The following is a 15,092-nucleotide window of genomic DNA, read 5'->3' on the forward strand; positions in this document are numbered from 1 at the left end:
GCGATAAAGCGGCGACGGACGCTACCCCGCGCCTGCTTCGCGGCGGCAAAGCTGGAGCTTCCCGCGTTTCGGAAGGCACGAGGATGTGGGGTGCTATGACATTGTCCCACCACCGTTCGCTCTGAGCGAAGTCGAAGGGCAGGCAACGAGTGAGCCGCTTATAGCTTGTGCTTCGACTTCGCTCAGCACGAACGGGTCAGGGCAATGTCATGGTCCTCAATACCCCGCGTCGAGATCGACGACGTTGCGCATCGGCTCTCCGGCCTGCCACGCAGCCAGATTCTCCAGGAACAGGGCCGCCGCGCGCGGGAACATCTTCGTCTGGCTGCGCCCCGACAGGTGCATGGTCACCATCGTGTTCGGCGTCCGCCACAGGGGATGGTCGGCGGGCAGCGGCTCGGGATCGGTCGGGTCCAGGAACGCGCCCGCGATCCCGCCCGTCTCCAGTGCCGCGACCAGCGCGTCCTGGTCAATCATGTCGCCGCGCGCGATGTTGATCAGCCAGGCGGACGGCTTCATCGCCGCCAACTCGGCCGCACCGATCAGCGCCCTGGTGTCATCGGTGGAGGGCGCGGCCAGGATCACCCAGTCGAACGCGTCCAGCCGCGCGCGCCATGCGTCCGGCGTCAGCGTGCCGTCGCGCCCAGACCGCGTAACGGCGGTCACCGCCACCCCGAACGCCGCCAGCCGCTCGCCGATCAGCCGCCCGATCGTGCCGTGGCCGACGATCAGCGCGGCGGTGCCGTCCAGCTCCGTCTTGCCCGGCGCATCCTTGGGCCACTCGGCCCGGTCATAGGCGCGCACCACCTGGTCGAACCGCTTGGCCGCGGCGAGCACGCCCATCACCGCGTACTCGGCGACCGCCACCGCGTTGATCCCGGCGCCGTTGGTCACGGTCACGCCGCGCGATCGCAGCAGGTCGAGCGGAAAGGCATCCAGCCCGGCATAGAGCGTCGACACCCATGTCAGCCGCGGCCCGCTCGCGCAGATCGCCTCGGCGACCAAGTGCGTGGGCTGCATATCGACCCAGGCGATGTCCGCCTCGGCGATCCCCTCCTTCGCTTCCGTCGGGGTCGAGAACCAGGTGACCTCCAGCCCCGCGGGCAGCCTGCCCTCCAGCAGCGGCCGCGCGACGGCGGGTAGGACGGCCCGGGTCACCGTCCGACCGCGTGGTAGGTGAAGCCGGCCGCCTCGACCGCGGCGCGGTCGTACACGTTGCGCAGGTCGACCAGCACGGGCGCCGCCATCACCTGCTTCAGCCGCTGGAGGTCGAGCGCGCGGAACGCGTCCCACTCGGTCACGATCGCCACCGCGTCGGCGCCGGTTGCCGCCTCGTACGCGTCGCCGGTGAAGACCGCGTCGGGCAGCAGGCCGCGCGCCGCCTCCATCCCTTCGGGATCGTGCGCGCGCACCGTCACGCCCGCGTCGGCGAGGCTCTGCGCCACCGCCAGGCTCGGCGCGTCGCGCATGTCGTCGGTGTTGGGCTTGAAGGTGAGGCCGAGCAGCGCCACCGTCTTGCCGCGCGGGGCGTCGCCCAGCGCGCCGAGCACCTTGCGGCCCATCTTGCGCTTCCTCGCCTCGTTCACCTTCACCACCGCGTCGACGATCTGGATCGGCGAGTCGAAATCCTCGGCGGTCTTGAGCAGCGCCAGCGTGTCCTTGGGGAAGCAGGAGCCGCCATAGCCCGGCCCGGCATGGAGGAACTTGCGGCCGATCCGGTTGTCCAGGCCGATGCCGCGGCTGACGTCCTTCACGTCGGCGCCCACCGCCTCGCACAGGTCGGCGATCTCGTTGATGAAGGTGATCTTGGTCGCCAGGAACGCGTTGGCGGCGTATTTGGTCAGCTCGCTGGTGCGGCGGCCGGTGAACAGGATCGGCGACTCGTTCAGGTAGAGCGGCCGGTACACGTCGCGCATCACTGCGCGGGCGCGGGCGCCGTCGTTGCTGTTCTCGGACCCGATGACGATCCGGTCGGGGCGCTTGAAGTCGCCGATCGCGGCGCCCTCGCGCAGGAATTCGGGGTTGGAGACGACCGCGATCGTCAGGTCCGGCCGCGCCTCGCGCATGATCCGCTCCACCTCGTCGCCGGTGCCGACCGGCACCGTGGACTTGGTGACCACCACCAGCGGCCCCGTCGCCGCCTCGGCGATCTCGCGCGCGGCGGCGAAGACGTAGCTCAGGTCGGCGTGCCCGTCGCCGCGCCGGGACGGCGTGCCGACCGCGATGAACACCACGTCCGCCCCCGCGACGCCCTGGGCCAGATCGGTGGTGAAGGTCAGCCGCCCGGCCGCGACGTTGGCGGCGACCAGGCTGTCGAGCCCCGGCTCGTAGATCGGCATCCTTCCGGCGTGCAGCGCGTCGATCTTGGCCTGCATCTTGTCGACGCAGCACACGTCATGGCCGAAATCGGCGAAGCACGCGCCCGAGACGAGGCCCACATAGCCCGAGCCGATCATCGTAATGCGCATGCTTCTTCCTTCATCGCCGGCCTGGTCCGGGCATCGGCGCGGATACCCGCGAACACCCCGGCGGGCAACCGAGCCGCGCGTGCGCGGCCGTCCCGCCACGCGACGGCTTGGCAGGGGCCGCGACAATCGGGATGCTAGCGCCATGGTCCCGTCCCCCGCTCCGTCGCGCCCGTTGCCGCGACTGTCGATCGTCGCCCCCAGCTACAACGAGCGGGCCAACATCCGTCCGCTCGCGCACGCCGTCGCCGCCGCGTGGGCGACGTCGCGTGGGAGCTGATCGTGGTCGACGACGACAGCCCGGATGGCACCGCCGCCGAGGTGACGGCGCTCCGGGCGGAGGGCTGGCCCGTGCGCGTCATCCGCCGCGTCGGCCGCCGCGGCCTCGCCTCCGCCGTGGTCGAGGGCGCGCTCGCCGCGGAGGCGGACCATGTCGCGGTGATCGACGCCGACATGCAGCACGACGAGCGGCTGCTGCCGCGCATGCTCGCGTTGATGGAGGCGGACGAGGCCGACCTGGTGATCGGCAGCCGCTACTTGGGGGAGGGCGGCATCGGCGACTGGGACGCGGGCCGCGCACGGATCAGCCGCGTCGCCACCCGCTGCGCGACGCTGGTGATCGGCGCCGGCGTCAGCGATCCGATGAGCGGCTTCTTCGCGATCAAGCGCGACGCCTTTCACGCCTGCGTCTACGACCTGTCCCAGCAGGGCTACAAGATCCTGCTCGACGTGCTTACCTCCTCGCCGCGCCGGCTGGTGGTGGTGGAACTCCCCTACGTGTTCCGCAGCCGGCAGCACGGCGAGAGCAAGCTCGACGTCATGGTCGCCGCCGAGTTGCTGTTCCTCCTGATCGAGAAGCTCAGCCGCGGCTTCGTGCCGCCGCGCTTCGTGCTGTTCTGCGCGGTCGGCGGCGTCGGCCTGGCCGCGCACCTCCTCGTGCTCGGCCTCCTGTCGGCGGGCGGGGCGGCGTTCATCCCGGCACAGACCGCGTCGGCGTTCGCGGCGATGACGCTGAACTTCGCGATCAACAATGCCGTCACCTACCGCGCGCAGCGGCTGCGCGGTGCCCGTTTCGTCGTCGGCTACGCGGTGTTCTGCCTGATCTGCTCGATCGGCGGCCTCGCCAATATCGGCGTCGCCGACCTGGTGCTGGTCGGATCGGGCAGCTGGCCGCTCGCGGGGATCGCCGGCGCGCTGATGAGCGCGGTGTTCAACTTCGGCGCGGCAAGCCAGCTCGTCTGGAACGGCCGCCGCCGCTCGCGCCGGCCGCTGGTGCGGCATGGGTGAGAAGAGCCGTCATGCCGGGCCCTTCGGCGAAGCTCAGGAGAGCCTCGTCCCGGCATCCAGGATCACGGGCGAGACGCTGCTTGGCTCTGGATGCCGGGACGAGCCCGGCATGACGGGGGTCAGGTCGTAACGCGCCAGTCCCACGCAAGCGGATCGCCGTCCATCACCTCCACCCCCGCCGCCGCCAGCTCGTCGCGGATCGCGTCGGAGCGGGCGAAGTCCTTCGCCGCGCGGGCCTCCCGCCGCGCCGCCAGCCGGCCGGCGATCTCCTCCTCCGTCACCGCCGCCCCCTCCGGTCGCACCCGCAGGTCGGCGCGCGTCAGCGTCGCCAGGCCGAGCCCCAGCACCGCGTCGAACGCGGCCAGCGCCGCCAGCCGGTCGCCGGCCGACACCTTCTTGTCGGCCAGCAGCTCGTCCAGCACCGGCAACGCGCGGGGGGTCGCCAGGTCGTCCGACACCGCCGCGTCGAGCCGCTCCAGATACGCCGCCGCGCTCGCCGCCGAGGGCGCGGGGGGCCGCGCGCGCAATGCCTCCACCGTCTGCACCAGCCGCTTCAGCCGCGTCGTCGCCGCCGCCAATCCTTCCCAGGAGAACTCCATCTCCGACCGGTAATGCGCCTGCAGGCACATCAGCCGATAGGCGAGGGGGTGGAAGCCGCGGTCGACCAGCCTTTGTAGCCGCAGGAACTCGCCCGACGATTTCGACATCTTCTCATGCCGCTGCACCACGAAGTTGTTGTGCATCCAGAAGGTCGCGCCGGTGTCCGCCGTGCCGCTCATCGCCTGGTTCTGCGCGATCTCGTTGGGATGATGGATCTCGCGGTGGTCGATGCCCCCGGTATGGATGTCGAACCGCTCGCCCAGATATTGCCGGCTCATCACCGAACATTCCAGGTGCCAGCCGGGTGCCCCGCGACCCCACGGGCTGTCCCATTCCATCTGCCGGTTCTCGGCCGGCGCGGAGGTGCGCCAGATCGCGAAATCCTCCGGCTGGCGCTTGCCCGCGACCTCGTCGATCCGCGCCTCGCGCCCTCCCTCGGCGTCCTGTGCCGACCGCGCCAGCCGGCCGTAATCGGGCACGCTGGCCGTGTCGAAATACAGCCCGTCGTCCAGTCGGTAGCAGTGCTTCGCCTCGATCGCCTCGCCCCAGGCGATCATGCCGGGGACGTGATCGGTGGCGAGCGGGAAACGGCTGGGCGCCCGGATGCCCAGATCGGTCAGGTTGCGCTTGAACTCGGCCGTGTAATGCGCGGCGATCGCCCAGATATCCTGCCCCGTTGCGCGAGCCTGCGCCTCCATCTTGTCCTCGCCGGCGTCCGCGTCGGAGGTGAGGTGGCCGACGTCGGTGATGTTGATGACGTGCGTCAGCGGCCAGCCTTTCCAGGTCAGCACGCGCGCCAGCGTATCGGTGAAGACATAGGCGCGCAGGTTGCCGATATGCGCGTAGTGATAGACGGTCGGCCCGCACGAGTAGACGCGCACGTCCGCGGGATCGATCGGCGCGAACGTCTCGAGCGATCGGGACAGGCTGTTGTAGAGGACGAGCGGGGTCATGCCGCGTCCCTTAGCCGCGCCGTCCCGCGCTGGGAAAGGGGCCCTGCCGGCCGGGAAGTACCGGCGGGGCAGGCGCGGCGACAGGGGGAAAGCGCCGCGCCGTCTCGGGGGCATCGCCTCAGCGGGCGATGCCGATCAGGGCCGTGGCGGTGTAGCCCGCCGCGGGCGAGCCGGTGAGCGCGGGCGTCTGCTGCGCGATCTGCGCTGCCGTGTTGTCGCCGAACACGCCGTCCGCCGTCAGCGACACGCGCGAGAACAGGCCGGCGCTCGACGGGTAGATGGTCGTGTCCGCGTACACCGCCAAGCACGCCGCCGCGGGCATGGCCAGCTGCGAAGTCAGGATCGAGTAGCGGCCGGACAGCGCGTTCGACAGGCTGGAGAACACTTCGAAATGCATGTGCGGCCAGCGTCCGTCGTAGCAGGCCGGGAAGACCGTGGTGAAGGTCACCTGCCCATTGGCGTCGGTCACCTGCACGCCGCGCAGGTAGCTCTCGGCCGCCGCGGTGTAGAGCGAGTAGCGTCCCTGCCGGTCGCAATGCCACAGGTAGATGGCGTAGCCGGCCAGCGGCGCGCAGGTCGCGTTGACGTCGACCAGCGTCAGCGTCAGCACGACCTTGACCCCGCCCGCCACCGTGGTGGACGAGACGAAGCTCGACCGGATGTCGGAGCGGACCACGCCGCTCACGGTCAGCACGTTGGAGGTCGATCCGCTCGCCGCGTTGGTGCCGTCGCCCGGATAGGGGCCGGCCGTCTCGGTCGGATCGACGATGCAGGCGCCGGTGGTGGTCGGCGTCGGCGTCGGCGTCGCGGTGGGCGTCGGCGTGGCGGTCGGCGTCGGCGTGGCGCCGCTCACCGTGGTGACGCCCGAACTGCTCGCCTCGCTCTCGCCGCCGCCGCAGCCCGCGACCAGCGCGGCGGTGCCCGCGCCCGCGAACCATTTCAACGCCCGTCGCCGGGCCAGCATCGCCCTGAGCAGCGGCAGGTCCTCCGCCATCCCGTGGCCGTGATCGTGTTGGTCGTGCATGGCGTGCTCCCTGTCTGGCTGGAGCCGCTTCTGCTTCCCGCGGGTCACCGGCGTGTGTCGATCCGCCGTTTCATTGTTACCGCATGTGTCGGGGGAGAAGACGCCCGTCATCTCGCCCTGGCGGAGCGCCCATCCACTTCTGCAAGGGAGCTCCTAGCGAACCTCCATTCACTTCCCCGGCGGAGGCCGGGGCCCAGTGGGGGAAGCCTCCGCGGGTATTTCGAACCGTCACCCAACTGGACTCCGGCCGTCGCCGGGGAAGATGAAAGAGAGCAGGACCAAAGCATCGCGCGGATCTCCCGCAGCGACCGACCCGCTCACCCCACGATCGGCAGCACCACGCGTGCCTGGCCGCCACTCGGCCCGTTCTCCAGCACCGCCTCGCCGTCGTGCCGCGCCGCGACCGAGCGGACGATGGCGAGCCCCAGCCCTGTGCCCCCGGTCGCGCGGTTGCGCGACGGGTCGCCGCGCACGAACGGCTCGAACAACCGCTCCACCCCCGCCGGGTCGACGCCCGGCCCGTGATCGTCGATCACCACCGTCACCCGGTCCCCCGCCACGCGCCAGCTCACCTCGGCGCGGTCGCCGTAGCGGACGGCGTTGCCGAGCAGGTTGGCGAACAGCCGGCGCAGCGCCACCGGGTCGCCGCGGACGATCGCCCGCGCACCCGGCGCCACCGTCACCGCCGCGCCCGCCTCCGCCATGTCGTCGCCCAGGCTCTCCAACAGGCTGCCGAGGTCCAGCCGGCTCATCGCGCCCACCGCCTCGTCGCGCGCGAAGGAGAGCGCCGCGGCGATCAGGCCGCGCATCTCGGTGATATCGGCGGCAGCGCGCTCGCGCGCGGGCTCGGGCAATTGTTCGACGCGGAAGGCCAGTCGGGAGAGGGGGGTGCCCAAGTCGTGCGCGATCGCCGCCAGCATCGTCGTGCGCCCCTCCGCGTGCGCCGCCAGCCGCGCATGCATCGCCGCCACCGCCGTCGACAGCGCCCGCACCTCGCGCGCGCCGCCGGTCGGCAGCGCCGGCAGCTCCGCACCCGCCCGCGCCCGCTCCGCCGCGCGCGCCACCGCGCGGACCGGGCGCGAGATCGCCTGCGCGATGAACCAGGCGGGCACGGCCAGCGCCACCACCGCGATCAGCATGGCGAGCAACGTCGTCAGGTGCCACGGCGCCAGCCACGGCCGCGGCGTTTGTGCGATCCGCCACTGCCCCCCGGTCCGCCAGCCGAGCACGAAGTCGCGCCCGAACGCGCCCTCCTCCTCCGGCATCGGCCGCATCGTGTAGGCGACCACGTCGGCCTCGCGCACGCCCAGCATCGTCGCCAGCGTGCGCCGCGCGGCCTGGTCGGCGCGGAAACCGCGATCGGGGCGCGGCGGCGTCTCGGTCGTCCGCACCGCCAGCTCGGGGCCGGGCGTCCGCGGCGGCATACCGGTGCGCAGCGCCTCGCTCACCACCGCGGGCGACTGCGCGGTGCGGCGCGGCGGCGGCCCGTTGAAGGTGACGGCGAAGATCGTTGCCGCCGCGACCATGACGGAGGCGACGACCAGCGCGAAGATCGGCCAGGCGATCGACGGCGCCCGGCCGCGCCGGTCAGCGATGATCGACATCGGCCGTGAACATATAGCCTTCGTTGCGGACGGTGCGGATCAGCTCGTCGGCCCGCCCCTCACCGCGCCCGTCACCGCGCGCCAGCTTGCGCCGCAGCCGGCTGACCTGCACGTCGATGGCGCGGTCGAAATGCTCGGCATTGCTTCCTCGCGAATGGTCCAGCAGGAAATCGCGCGTCAGCACCCGGCGGGGATGGTCGACAAAGGTCATCAGCAGCCGGAACTCGCCGTCGGACAGGTTGATGACCACCTCCTCCGGATCGAACAGCTGCCGCGCTGCCGGGTCGAGTCGCCAGCCGGCGAATCGCTGGAAGCGGCGGCCGGGCGGCATCGCCGGGGCAAGGGGGGAGGTGGCGGCGGGCCGCTCGCCCTGCCGGCGCAACACCGACCGGATCCGCGCCAGCAGCTCGCGCGGGGAGGCCGGCTTGGCGACGTAATCGTCGGCGCCCATCTCCAGCCCCACGATCCGGTCGACCTCCTCGCCGATCACCGACATGATGATGACGGCGGGTGCGGTCGCCCGGTCCAGCGAGCGCAGGATCGACAGGCCGTCCTCGCCCGGCATCATTACGTCCAGCACGATCAGCGCGTATAGTTCCTGCGCCAGCGCCGCGCGCATCGCCGTGCCGTCCGCCACCGCGTCGACGTGATAGCCATGGCCTTCCAGGAACGCGGCCGTCAGCTCGCGAATGCCGGGATCGTCGTCGACGATGAGGAGGCGGGTCGGCTCCAAAATGTCCGGGTCCAGATTATCGGGCAGCGGTGACATGCGGCGATGGTGATGACGACAGGTATCGTCTGCATTGCACCGCCGCAACAAAGCGCCTTTCCCATGGCCGGTGTTGCCGTCGCGCAACGCCGTGAGCGGCGGCGTCGTCGCTTGCCATGGCACCCGCCTGCTGGTAAAGGGCGCCCACGCACGGTCGAGACGGGTGTCTCCGGCCGCCATCGGTATTTTGGAGCTTAGCCGGATTTTATGCAGATCATCGTCCGCGAGAACAACGTCGACCAGGCCCTCCGCGCGCTCAAGAAGAAGCTGCAGCGCGAGGGCGTGTACCGCGAGATGAAGCTGCGCCGCCACTACGAGAAGCCGTCGGAGAAGCGTGCGCGCGAGCGTGCTGCCGCCGTCCGCCGCGCCCGCAAGATGGACCGCAAGCGCGCCGAGCGCGACGGCGCCCGGTAAACACCCGCGTCGCCCTATGGGCGACGTTGGTATAGTTCCACCGGTGGCGACGGCCGGGCCGGCGCCGATCAAGCGAGTGCCCATCATGTCCACCGTCACCGCCGTGCCGCTGCGTCCCGTCAAGCGCAGCTACCTCGTCTATCTCTGGGTCGGCATCGCGCTGGCGCTGGTCAGCGCCTTCGCGCTCGCTCGCCAGGGCGACGACTTCCTGGCGCGCAACGCCCGCGCCAAGGGCGTCGTCACCACCGCGTCGGGGCTCCAGTACAAGGTGCTGACCCCCGGCCAGGCGAACGGCCCCAAGCCGACCACCAGCGATGTCGCGCTCGTCAATTACGAGGGCAAGCTGCTCAACGGCACCACCTTCGACAAGTCGCAGCAGCCGGTGCCGATGCCGGTCTCGGCGGTCGTGCCGGGCTTCTCCGAAGCGCTCCAGCTGATGCCCAAGGGCGCGAAGTACCGTTTCTGGCTGAAGCCCGAACTCGGCTACGGCGCCGAGGCGAAGGGCCCGATCCCCGCCAATTCCACGCTGGTCTTCGACGTCGAGCTGCTCGACTTCCTGCCCGAGGCGGTGGTTCAGCAGATGCAGCAGCGCCAGCAGATGATGGGCGGCATGCCCGGTATGCCCCCGGGCGCGATGCCCCCCGGTGCCGTTCCTCCCGGCGGCGCCCGCTGAGGCTTTTCCGCACCGCCGCCGCGCTGGCAGCGGCCGCGGCGCTCGCGGGCGCCGCGCCGTCCGCCACGCCGGCCAGGGACGATACCGACGCGCAACTGCTCCTCCTGCGCGACTGGGACGCGCGGGTCGCCACCGTCGCCTGGCGTATCCTCACCGCGAATCGCGCCCGTTGCGCGGTCCAGGTCCCGCAGACCGGTCTCGTCGTCTACGCCGCCGATCAATATGCCGGCGACTTTCGACCGATCGCCGGTCGCCTGTTCCATCTCGACCGTGGCCCCGCCATCGCCGCCGTGACGCCGGGCAGCGCCGCGGCGCGCGTCGGCCTGCGCGCGGGTGACGTGCTGGTCACGATCGACGGCGTCCCGTTGCCCGCCGCGACCGGCGGGAAGGCGACCTTCGCCGGTGTCCAGGCGATCCACGACCGACTCGCCGCGGCGCTCGCCTCGCCGCCCGCGCAGCTGGTGGTCGAGCGTGCCGGGCGTCGCGTGCCCGTCGAACTGCCGGCCGATCTCGGCTGTCCCTCCTTCGTCCAGCTCGTCCCTTCCGCCAAGCGCGACGCGGAAGCGGACGGGCGCACCGTGACGATCTCCTCTGCCGTCGCCGAGTACGCCCGCGACGACGACGAACTCGCGGCACCCATCGCGCACGAACTCGCGCATAACATCCTCGGCCACCGTGCCGCGCTCCGCCGCGACCGCGTATCCAAGGGGCTGTTCGCCGGCTTCGGTGCCAATGGTCGCCGCCTGCGCGAGACGGAGGACGAGGCCGACCTGACCGGCGTCGAGCTGATGGCCGCGGCCGGTTACGATCCGGCTGGCGCGATCCGGTTCTGGAATCGATTCGGCCCGGCCTCGTCGCAGCTGATCGGCGACGGCACGCACCGCGGTTGGCGTGCCCGCGTCACCGCGATTGCCGCCAAAGTGGCAGCAACTCGCCACCAGCCGTGATCGGCGGGGTTCCGCTCGCCGCCGTCAGCGACTAAGAAGGGGAACCTTCCGGATGGCGGGCTATTGTGGCGATGCCTCATCGCCGGTCGTGCTGTTGCTCTAATAACACGCGATCGGTGGAAGGAAGTGGCAGGGTTGCGGTCTTTGTTGTGCTGTGCGATGAGGCGCCCGCGTAACCCGGGTTATGAAAGGGAGTTCGGTTATGAACGTTTTCAAGAAGATCATGACGAGCGCTGCAGTTGCTTCGCTTTCCATCGTTCCCGTCGCGGCGCACGCCGCTGACGCGAGCAGCCTCTCGGTCGCCAAGAGCGTCCGCGCTTCCGCGTCGACCAAGCAGGGCGACAACCTCGCCGGCGGCGGCGGCTTCATCGTCGCGGCGCTGGCCGCTGCGGCCGTGGTCGTGGGCATCATCATCGTTGCCGACAACGACGACGACGCCGACAGCAACTAAGTCGAACGCCGCTCACGCGGTTTTCGGGAAAGGGTGCTACCTTCGGGTGGCGCCCTTTTTGCTGTCCGGTTCTCCCTCAGCTTTTCAGGCGCCAACCGGTGCTGAAGATCCAGCCGATCCAGGCCAGGCATGCCGCGGTGAAGCCCATCGTCACGATCAGGCTGATGCCCAGGCCCACATCGGCGGTGCCGAAAAAGGTCCAGCGAAAGCCGTTGATGAGGTACACGACCGGATTGAAAAGCGTCACCGTACGCCACGGTTCGGGCAGGATCTGCACCGAGTAAAAGGCGCCGCCGAGGAAGGTGAGGGGGGTGACCACCAAAAGCGGGATAACCTGCAACTGCTCGAACCCGTTGGCCCAGATGCCGATCGCGAAGCCGAACAGGCAGAAGGCGACCGCCACCAGCACGAGATAACCGATCATCGCGAGCGGATGGGCGATCGGCAGATCGACGAACAGATAGGCAGTGGCGAGGATGACCAATCCGATGGCCACCGACTTGGTCGCCGCCGCGCCGACATAGCCCAGCACTGTCTCCAGCGGCGTCAACGGCGCCGACAACAGCTCGTAGATCGTACCGGTGAACTTGGGCATGTAGATGCCGAGCGAGGCGTTGAGGATCGATTCGGAGAAGATCGCCAGCAGCATCAGCCCCGGCACGATGAACGCGCCATAGGGTACATCCGACACCTGCTGCATCTGGCTGCCGATCGCCGAGCCGAAGACGATGAAGTAGAGCGAGGTGGTGATGACGGGCACCATCAGGCTGGTCCAGATCGTCCGCCCGAACCGCGCCATCTCGAAGCGGTAGATCGCCCAAATACCATGCAGGTTCATTTGGCGTCTCCCACCAGATCGACGAAGATGTCCTCCAGGCTCGACTTCGACGTCTCCAGGTCCTTGAACGCGATGCCGAGTTCGCCCAGCCGCCGCAGGAACGAGGGAATGCCGGTCCGTTCTTCGGTCGCGTCGAAGACGTAGCGCAGGGTATGTCCGCCATTCTCGATCGTGGGATGCCACTCGGCGAGTTCGGTCGGCACCGCCGCGAGCGGCTCGACCAACGTCAGGTCGAGCTCGCGCTTGCCGAGCTTCTTCATCAGTGCCGCCTTGTCGTCGACCAGCAGCAGCTTGCCGCGGGAGATCACGCCCACGCGGTCGGCCATCTCCTCGGCTTCCTCGATATAATGCGTGGTCAGGATGATCGTCACGCCGCGCTCGCGCAGGCGATGGACCAGCTTCCACATGTCGCGGCGCAGTGACACGTCGACGCCGGCGGAGGGCTCGTCGAGGAACAGCAGGTCGGGTTCGTGCGCCAGCGCCTTGGCGATCAGCACGCGGCGCTTCATGCCGCCCGACAGGTCCTTGATCTTGGCGTCGCGCTTGTCCCACAGTGACAGGTCTCGGAGCAGTTCCTCGATATAGGCGGAATGGCCCGATCGGCCGAACAGCCGGCGCGAGAAGGTGACGGTGGCGAGCACGCTCTCGAACGCGTCGGTCGACAGTTCCTGCGGCACCAGCCCGACGCGGCGGCGAACCTGACGGTAGTTCACCACCGCATCCTCGCCGTCGACCAGGATGCGACCCGCCGAGGGCACGACGATGCCGCAGACGATCGAGATCAGCGTCGTCTTGCCTGCACCGTTGGGGCCGAGCAGCGCGAAGATCTCACCGCGGCGGATCGCTAGGTCGACGGGGTGCAGCGCGACCACGCCGCCCTTGTACGTCTTGGACACGCCCTCGATGCGGAGCAGATCGTCGCTCATCAGCGCGACCGTGCCGTGGCAATCGCGCGTTTCAGCTCCTCGATCGGCAGCGCGCCGGACAATAGCTGGTCGCCGACCACCCAGCTCGGCGTGCCGCTCATGCCCAGCTTGCCCGCCACCTCCAGGTTGCGCGCGATCTCCGCGTCGATCCGCGGGGTGAGGGCAGCCAGGCGGCTGGTGTCCACGCCCGCCGTGCGCGCGGCGGCGGCGATGCTGGCGGGCGTCACCCGACCATTGTCGTAGAGCGCCTCATGGAAGCGCGCGAACTTGCCCTGCGCCGCGGCGAGCAGACTCATCCGCGCCGCATCGCGGCTGGTCGGCGCCAGCACCGGCAGTTCGCGGAAGACGACGCGCAGCTTGGGGTCGTCCGCGACCAGCCGACGGATGATCGGCAGGCTGGCGCGGCAGAAACCGCAATTATAGTCGTAATATTCGACCAGCGTGACGTCGCCGCGCGGGTTGCCGGCAACCGCGTTGCCGAACGGCGTCTCAATCGCGGCGCGATTCGCCGTAACCGACCGGCCCGCCTCGCGCTCCTGCAACCGGGCCATCGCCTCCGGGATCACCTCGGGATGGGCGAGCAGATAGGCGCGCACGTTCTCGCCGTTACCATGCGGTCGCACCGCCCAGATCGCGCCCGCGCCGGTCAGGCCGCCGCCCAGCGCCACGGCCGCCAATATCCAATTCTTCATCGTTTCTTCTTCTTGGCGTCCGCCACCGCGTCGCCGGAGGTCATCGCGATGTCCTGCGCGCGGATCCAGTCGGGCGTGTTGGCGGGAATGTTGGCGAGCGCGTAACGTGCGGAGGCGACGGCGGTGCGCTGATCGCCCATCATGCTCGCTCGTTCCGCGGTGGCGAGCGCGGCACGTGCCTCGTCGCCCGACTGCTCATAGGCGGTGCCGAGCTGCATCCACGCCCAGACATTGTCGTCGTCGCGCTGCGTGGCGACGCGCAGCACGCGGATCGCCTCGGGCAGATTGGCCTTGTTCTCGGTCGCGATCAGCGCGTGGCCCAGTGTGGTGGCGATCAGCGGGTTGGTGCGGCTGCCGTTGGTCGCCGCCCGTAGCGGCCCGATCGCGGCCTGCGGCTTGCCCGCCTCCAGTAGAATCTGGCCGACGATCTCCTGGAAATACGGATCGCGCGGGTCGGCGACGACCAGTGCCGCCGCCTCGGCATCGGCTTTGTCGGGATAGCCCCCCTTGTGATAGGCGTAGGCGCGCGCGTAATGCGCGTAGATCGACTGGTCGCTCGCCGGATAGAGCTTCAGCGTATCCTCGGGCGCCAGGACGTAGCCGGCGAGCTTCGCCTTGACCCGCTTGAACCGCTCCTCCAGCGCCGGGTCGGACTTGTTGGCGAAAGAGGGGGCGGCCTGGATGTCGGCGGTCAGGTTGGCAATGCGCTCGCCCGACAACGGGTGGGTCTGCATGAACGGGTCGATCTCGCCGCGATAGCGATATTCCTGCTGCTGGAGCTTCTTGAAGAAGCTGAGCATGCCACGCCCCGATATGCCGGCGGTGGTGAGATAGCGCATCCCCGAGGCGTCGGCGGTCGATTCCTGCACCCGGTTGAAGGCGAGGTAATTGCCCATCGCCGCCGACTGACCGAGTCCCATGATGCCCATGCCGGCCGCGCCGGCGCCGGCCGCCACGGCGGCCAGGCCCAGCACCATCGACAGCAGCGTCATCTTCATGGCGGGCTTCATCGCCGCTTCGCCGGAGATGACGTGGCCGTCGGCGATATGGCCGACCTCGTGCGCGATAACGCCTTGCACCTCGTTGGCGTTGTCCGCCGCCTGAATCAGGCCGGAATGGATGTACACCGCCTGCCCCGCGACGACGAAGGCGTTGATCGACGGATCGTTGATGAGGACGATGCGCACGTCGCGCGGATTGAGCCCGGCTGCCTTGACGATGCCCGCGGACATGTCGGCGAACATCGCCTCGGTCTCGGCATCGCGCAGGATCGAGGGGCCACCCTGCGCGTGAGCGACGGGAGCCCAAATCATGCTGATGGCGAGAAGGGAAGAGAGGAGGCGTTTCATGCGGCGTCTGCCAGGCAGGGCCGATTGGAAGCGCTCGCGCAGTCGCAAGACAGACCGTTGCCCGCCTGCCGCCTCATCCTCAGGAAACCTGCGTCACTCC

16 protein-coding genes are annotated in these 15,092 nt (G+C 69.9%); 6 read left to right on the top strand and 10 right to left on the bottom strand.

What is annotated here, in order from left to right; all coding sequences use genetic code 11:
- Positions 1 to 216 precede the first annotated feature (216 nt).
- On the bottom strand, positions 217 to 1,158 hold the full coding sequence (locus BM145_RS03195) for a D-2-hydroxyacid dehydrogenase (protein WP_093331211.1): 942 nt from the start codon (positions 1,156 to 1,158) through the stop codon (positions 217 to 219).
- Positions 1,155 to 2,468 carry a UDP-glucose dehydrogenase family protein gene (locus BM145_RS03200; RefSeq protein WP_093331214.1) on the bottom strand — a complete coding sequence of 438 codons (1,314 nt, stop codon included), beginning with the start codon at positions 2,466 to 2,468 and terminating at the stop codon, positions 1,155 to 1,157. The genes BM145_RS03195 and BM145_RS03200 overlap by 4 nt, the downstream gene beginning before the upstream one ends.
- A gap of 142 nt (positions 2,469 to 2,610) precedes the next feature.
- Here BM145_RS03200 and BM145_RS16500 point away from each other — a divergent pair, with 142 nt between their 5' ends.
- Positions 2,611 to 2,745 (top strand): hypothetical protein, encoded by a 135-nt coding sequence (locus BM145_RS16500; protein ID WP_281244341.1) that lies wholly within the window; start codon positions 2,611 to 2,613, stop codon positions 2,743 to 2,745.
- Positions 2,721 to 3,752 carry a glycosyltransferase gene (locus BM145_RS03205; protein ID WP_245739034.1) on the top strand — a complete coding sequence of 344 codons (1,032 nt, stop codon included), beginning with the start codon at positions 2,721 to 2,723 and terminating at the stop codon, positions 3,750 to 3,752. The genes BM145_RS16500 and BM145_RS03205 overlap by 25 nt, the downstream gene beginning before the upstream one ends.
- Before the next feature lie 119 nt (positions 3,753 to 3,871).
- On the opposite strand, the gene cysS is transcribed toward BM145_RS03205, so the two are convergent.
- From cysS to BM145_RS03225, 4 genes are all read right to left on the bottom strand, one after another.
- A complete protein-coding gene (gene cysS / locus BM145_RS03210) occupies positions 3,872 to 5,305 on the bottom strand; it encodes a cysteine--tRNA ligase (RefSeq protein WP_093331216.1) in 1,434 nt (477 codons plus the stop codon).
- 118 nt (positions 5,306 to 5,423) lie between these two features.
- Positions 5,424 to 6,329: a dioxygenase family protein gene (locus BM145_RS03215; RefSeq protein WP_093331219.1), complete on the bottom strand. Its 906-nt coding sequence runs from the start codon at positions 6,327 to 6,329 to the stop codon at positions 5,424 to 5,426.
- A gap of 317 nt (positions 6,330 to 6,646) precedes the next feature.
- Complete coding sequence (locus tag BM145_RS16505) at positions 6,647 to 7,933, bottom strand: sensor histidine kinase (RefSeq protein ID WP_093331222.1); 1,287 nt, start codon at positions 7,931 to 7,933, stop codon at positions 6,647 to 6,649.
- Positions 7,917 to 8,702, bottom strand: a complete 786-nt coding sequence (locus tag BM145_RS03225; RefSeq protein ID WP_093331224.1) for a response regulator — start codon at positions 8,700 to 8,702, stop codon at positions 7,917 to 7,919. Before BM145_RS03225 ends, BM145_RS16505 begins: the two co-directional genes overlap by 17 nt.
- Before the next feature lie 207 nt (positions 8,703 to 8,909).
- Between BM145_RS03225 and rpsU the strand changes: the two genes are divergently transcribed.
- From rpsU to BM145_RS03245, 4 genes are all read left to right on the top strand, one after another.
- Positions 8,910 to 9,116 (top strand): 30S ribosomal protein S21, encoded by a 207-nt coding sequence (gene rpsU / locus BM145_RS03230; protein WP_093331226.1) that lies wholly within the window; start codon positions 8,910 to 8,912, stop codon positions 9,114 to 9,116.
- A gap of 85 nt (positions 9,117 to 9,201) precedes the next feature.
- Positions 9,202 to 9,789, top strand: a complete 588-nt coding sequence (locus tag BM145_RS03235; protein WP_093331758.1) for an FKBP-type peptidyl-prolyl cis-trans isomerase — start codon at positions 9,202 to 9,204, stop codon at positions 9,787 to 9,789.
- 254 nt (positions 9,790 to 10,043) lie between these two features.
- Entirely contained in the window at positions 10,044 to 10,736 is a 693-nt protein-coding gene (locus BM145_RS03240; protein ID WP_342741794.1) for a M48 family metallopeptidase, read from the top strand.
- A gap of 184 nt (positions 10,737 to 10,920) precedes the next feature.
- Entirely contained in the window at positions 10,921 to 11,187 is a 267-nt protein-coding gene (locus tag BM145_RS03245) for a hypothetical protein (protein ID WP_245739036.1), read from the top strand.
- 76 nt (positions 11,188 to 11,263) lie between these two features.
- Here BM145_RS03245 and BM145_RS03250 read toward each other — a convergent pair whose 3' ends face one another.
- The 4 genes from BM145_RS03250 to BM145_RS03265 are packed head-to-tail and all read right to left on the bottom strand — an operon-like array spanning position 11,264 to position 14,992.
- Complete coding sequence (locus BM145_RS03250) at positions 11,264 to 12,025, bottom strand: ABC transporter permease (RefSeq protein ID WP_093331233.1); 762 nt, start codon at positions 12,023 to 12,025, stop codon at positions 11,264 to 11,266.
- Positions 12,022 to 12,951, bottom strand: coding sequence for an ABC transporter ATP-binding protein (locus BM145_RS03255; protein WP_093331235.1), 930 nt, complete (start codon positions 12,949 to 12,951; stop codon positions 12,022 to 12,024). The genes BM145_RS03250 and BM145_RS03255 overlap by 4 nt, the downstream gene beginning before the upstream one ends.
- Positions 12,951 to 13,643, bottom strand: a complete 693-nt coding sequence (locus tag BM145_RS03260) for a DsbA family protein (protein WP_093331237.1) — start codon at positions 13,641 to 13,643, stop codon at positions 12,951 to 12,953. The genes BM145_RS03255 and BM145_RS03260 overlap by 1 nt, the downstream gene beginning before the upstream one ends.
- Positions 13,640 to 14,992 (bottom strand): M48 family metalloprotease, encoded by a 1,353-nt coding sequence (locus BM145_RS03265; RefSeq protein WP_093331239.1) that lies wholly within the window; start codon positions 14,990 to 14,992, stop codon positions 13,640 to 13,642. The genes BM145_RS03260 and BM145_RS03265 overlap by 4 nt, the downstream gene beginning before the upstream one ends.
- Positions 14,993 to 15,092: the final 100 nt, after the last annotated feature.

This window comes from Sphingomonas rubra (genome assembly GCF_900115745.1).
Classification (GTDB): domain Bacteria; phylum Pseudomonadota; class Alphaproteobacteria; order Sphingomonadales; family Sphingomonadaceae; genus Sphingomonas; species Sphingomonas rubra.